Raw genomic sequence first — 2,868 nt, 5'->3', positions numbered from 1 at the left:
AGTGAAACATAATAAAGCTTCAAGTTCATTCCACTAACCTAAAAAAGAAAAGGAGCCAATGCGGCTCCTTTGTATTCTATCGCCAAATGTAAGTATTTACGAATTACTCAGCGTCACCTTCAACGCGTGCTGCAGCTTCTTTGATAAGAGGCTGAAGTTCACCTTTCTGGAACATTTCCAAAATGATGTCACAACCACCGATCAGCTCGCCTTCAACCCATAGTTGTGGGAATGTTGGCCATTGAGCGTATTTTGGTAGCTCAGCGCGGATGTCTGGGTTTTGTAGAATGTCTACGTAAGCGAACTTCTCGCCACATGCCATTAGTGCTTGTGCAGCTTGAGAAGAGAAACCACAGCTAGGCAGTTTCGGTGATCCTTTCATGTACAGCAGGATTGTGTTTTCAGAGATCTGCTGTTTGATTTTATCGATAGTTTCCATCGCTTCCTCATTCATGGATGTGAACTTTAATTATTTGCCACATTCTACTCAATAACCACAGAATAAAAACCACATAATTAGTAAGCTTTTAGCCTTGGTATCTTAAAATATTTTCATATCGGGGTTTTAATAAAGTAAAAACTTGCTAAAATACTTCTCAAGTCAGTCGTAACGACTACATATATATAAAAACACTGGAAGCAATCGAAAGGTAACCCTTTCATATCTATGGAGAATCGAGCAATGGCATTTGAACTACCAGCTCTTCCTTATGCGAAAGACGCACTAGAACCACACATCTCTGCAGAGACTCTAGATTTCCACCACGGTAAGCACCACAACACTTACGTTGTTAAGCTAAACGGTCTTATCCCTGGTACTGAGTTCGAAGGCAAAACACTAGAAGAAATCATCAAGACTTCTACTGGTGGCGTGTTCAACAACGCAGCACAGATCTGGAACCACACGTTCTACTGGCACTGTCTGGCGCCAAACGCGGGCGGCGAACCAACTGGCGCAGTTGCTGAAGCAATCAACGCAGCATTCGGTTCTTTCGAAGAATTCAAAGCGACGTTCACTGACGCAGCAATCAACAACTTCGGTTCTTCATGGACTTGGCTAGTTAAGAAAGCTGACGGTTCTCTAGAAATCGTTAACACTTCTAACGCAGCAACACCACTAACAGAAGAGGGTACTACTCCACTTCTAACTGTTGACCTGTGGGAACACGCGTACTACATCGATTACCGCAACGTACGTCCTGATTACATGAACGGCTTCTGGGCTCTTGTAAACTGGGACTTCGTAGCTGAGAACCTAGCGAAGTAATTTACTTCCCCCTAAGTTCAATTTAGTCATAGTTAAAAGCTCGCATTACGGCGGGCTTTTTTATTGCTTCTCAAACCTATTTCTTCAATTAATCCCCTCTTTTCCCTAAAGTTCTTCCTTCTGTTGCCGTTAAAAGTGCATCAAGCGAGGAACACCATGCAAATCCATACTTTAGACAAAGCAGCAATCATCAACGAACTTCAGTTCGGTAATGGTATCAACCATGCCGTGCACGAAGGCCGTCGTGCTGATTTCTCGTTAATTCTGTCTATGTTTTCGAATGATGTTCGAGATGTGGTTCCAGTTGAGGAAGTACAAGAAGTCATCACAAGTGACGACATTCTTCGCCAGCAATTCGGGCTGTCTCAGCCTCAAGCGCTTCGCTCTGATAGCAGCAGCTATGAACTTGCAGCGGAACAAGCAAAACAGTTCCATGATGCAGGCTTACCATCGGCGAAGTTGAGCCATTACCTAAAACCAGACGCGCTGACTTACCTACCTGAAGACACATTCAATCTGCCAGAAGAGGTTTACCACAACCTTTCTGGGCATGAACGTCGTAGCTTAGGAGAGCGCAATAAGCAGTTGATCCCCGAAGCGGGCTTGTACAACCAACTAGTGACGGCTCAACGTCAATATCAAATTCAAGTACAAGCTTAACGATCTTCTTTTTCTCCAAGCACTTACATTTGAAGCACGTCAGAAATGTGACGGCTTACAAATTCCTAGACAATAATTCCAACTCGAAAGCGTTACTTTGAAGCTTTTCACACTGAGCTCAAAGAAATTCATCCATGCTGTTAGCACAAACCACTGATGTATTGTTTAACACAAGAAATTACAGTGAAGGTGCCATGGATATCAAAGAATCAATCATTCTCGTTACATCTGCAGGCTCAGTCTTAGGCAGGACTTGTTCCAACCACTTTGCCCACCTTGGTGCGACGTTGGTGCTTTGTGACCAGAACCCTCATGCTTTAAAGGCGAGCTACGAGCAAATCCGCGCCTTCTCCGACAAGGTTTATGCGATAAACGTGTGTAGTGATAACACGACCTCAATCAATCTATTGTTCGATCAAATTGAGTCACAGCTAGGCGCAACACCCGACGTCATCGTTAATTGTTGGACCAGCTCCCCAATGCCGAGCTTGATGGCACCAGAACCAATGAGTACGTACATCGATCACCTTTCTTCTGCAGCTCGCTTTCTCTATACCTATGGGCAAGTCAGCGCAGAACGATTCCGTTCAAGAGAGAAAAAGGGGGTTATCGTGAATGTAATCTCACATGACAACCATGAGGATTTGACCGGTATGGAAAGCATGGCGGCTTTAGTCTCTGGTTTTACTCACAGCTGGGCAAAAGAGCTGACCCCTTTCAACATCCGAGTTGGTGGTGTCATCCCTTCAGTAAATCATACGAGTGAAGATGTAGATGAACGACATTGGGCTCAGATCCAAGATGAGTTGGTAAGAAATACCGCCTACATTGTCGCAAATGAGTACTTTAGCGGACGCGTCGTTACGACCGAAGTCTAACTCTCCACGATTGATAATCACCTTCTGCTGCAAAGCGGCTAAATAGGGAAAATCGAGTAGGAG

The 2,868-nt window shown here is 44.4% G+C and carries 4 protein-coding genes; 3 read left to right on the top strand and 1 reads right to left on the bottom strand.

What is annotated here, in order from left to right:
- Positions 1-103: 103 nt before the first annotated feature.
- Positions 104-439, bottom strand: a complete 336-nt coding sequence (locus tag KIV40_RS25495) for a Grx4 family monothiol glutaredoxin (protein ID WP_009707292.1) — start codon at positions 437-439, stop codon at positions 104-106.
- A gap of 243 nt (positions 440-682) precedes the next feature.
- Here KIV40_RS25495 and sodB point away from each other — a divergent pair, with 243 nt between their 5' ends.
- The 3 genes from sodB (at position 683) to KIV40_RS25480 (ending at position 2,805) form a co-directional block, all read left to right on the top strand.
- Entirely contained in the window at positions 683-1,267 is a 585-nt protein-coding gene (gene sodB, locus KIV40_RS25490; RefSeq protein ID WP_285351983.1) for a superoxide dismutase [Fe], read from the top strand.
- 156 nt (positions 1,268-1,423) lie between these two features.
- Positions 1,424-1,927: a VC2046/SO_2500 family protein gene (locus KIV40_RS25485; RefSeq protein ID WP_038890137.1), complete on the top strand. Its 504-nt coding sequence runs from the start codon at positions 1,424-1,426 to the stop codon at positions 1,925-1,927.
- Positions 1,928-2,061: 134 nt separating this feature from the next.
- Positions 2,062-2,805, top strand: a complete 744-nt coding sequence (locus KIV40_RS25480; protein ID WP_029388618.1) for an SDR family oxidoreductase — start codon at positions 2,062-2,064, stop codon at positions 2,803-2,805.
- Positions 2,806-2,868: the final 63 nt, after the last annotated feature.

This window comes from Vibrio sp. D173a (assembly GCF_030248475.1).
This window is presented reverse-complemented; position numbering and strand designations above follow the sequence as displayed.